The organism is Vibrio sp. YT-15 (assembly GCF_033337445.1).
GTDB classification, from domain to species: domain Bacteria; phylum Pseudomonadota; class Gammaproteobacteria; order Enterobacterales; family Vibrionaceae; genus Vibrio; species Vibrio alginolyticus.
Window position 1 is genome coordinate 1 of sequence record NZ_JAWOQR010000151.1, and the last position, 1,096, is coordinate 1,096.

General features: G+C 45.3%; 2 protein-coding genes. One reads left to right on the top strand and one right to left on the bottom strand.

Going from position 1 to position 1,096, the window contains the following annotated elements; all coding sequences use genetic code 11:
• The coding region (locus R7D93_RS25930; RefSeq protein ID WP_318129637.1) for an MFS transporter at window positions 1–442 on the bottom strand (442 nt) is incomplete at its 3' end.
• Between the two features lie 106 nt (window positions 443–548).
• Here R7D93_RS25930 and R7D93_RS25935 point away from each other — a divergent pair.
• On the top strand, window positions 549–1,096 hold a 548-nt coding region (locus R7D93_RS25935; RefSeq protein WP_318129638.1), incomplete at its 3' end, for a LysR family transcriptional regulator.

Genomic DNA, 1,096 nt, shown 5'->3' on the forward strand with positions numbered 1-1,096 from the left:
CACCTAATGAGTTTGCTGCAATGTAAGTACCAATGGCCATTGAAAATGCATGCTTATCAAGTTCTTCTGCCATGTATGCGACGGCAACAGCGGCAAATGCGGCTAAAGCGATTCCGATTAATGCTCGGCATGCCACCAAAAATATAAATGAGTCTCCGAGTAGCATCAACGCAGAAATGGCAGGAATAGAGAATAAGCCAACCATCATGACTGGCTTACGACCAATGGATTCGGACAAGACCGCCATTGGCACCAAACTGAATGAAAGCGCTAACGTTGAGGCAGCAAACAACCAGTTAACCTGCGTTTCTGAAATGGAAAACAGCGTTGCGAAGGTCGGCAGCATAGGTTGTAAAAGGTATAGGTTAGAAAAAACCAAAAAAGAGCCAAGCGCCAGAGATAGCGTAATGCGTTTGTATTCCGGAGTACCAAAGCTGACCATGTTTCCTGCCTGATAGGAGCAATAAAGGAGATTGTGATCAATCTATCAGTTGGATATGGATTAAAAAAATATATTAAAAATATGGATACGATATATTTTTGATCTTATGGAATCGAAACAACTGAAACATTTTCTGGCTGTCGCAGAGCATGGCAATATCACCCACGCAGCTAAGGCACTTCATATCGCGCAACCAGCGTTAAGCATTTCGATAAAAAAATTCGAACAGTCACTCGGCGTGACGTTGTTTCGTCGTGAAGATAAGAAAATCAGCCTAACGAAAGAGGGGGAAACCTTACTCATTCACGCGCAGCGAGTGATTCAACAACTGCACGACGCGCAATTAGCGATTGATGAACTAAAAGGTTTAGCAAAAGGAGAAGTGCGCCTTGGCACGCCTTCTATGATGGGGAGTTACTTCTTCCCGAGAATCGTGATGGCGTTTAAGAGCCAGTTTCCTGATCTGAAATTGACGCTCGTTGAGGCTGGCACGCAATCTATTCGTCGAATGTTGCTCAATGGACAACTCGATATCGGCGTGATCAGCTGTGACGATGTACCCGAAGATCTAGAAACGGACCATTTGTTCAGCAGCCAAATGGTGGCCGTTGTTGCTCCCGAGCATGAGCTAGCGCAGCGCGAAGCCATAACGTT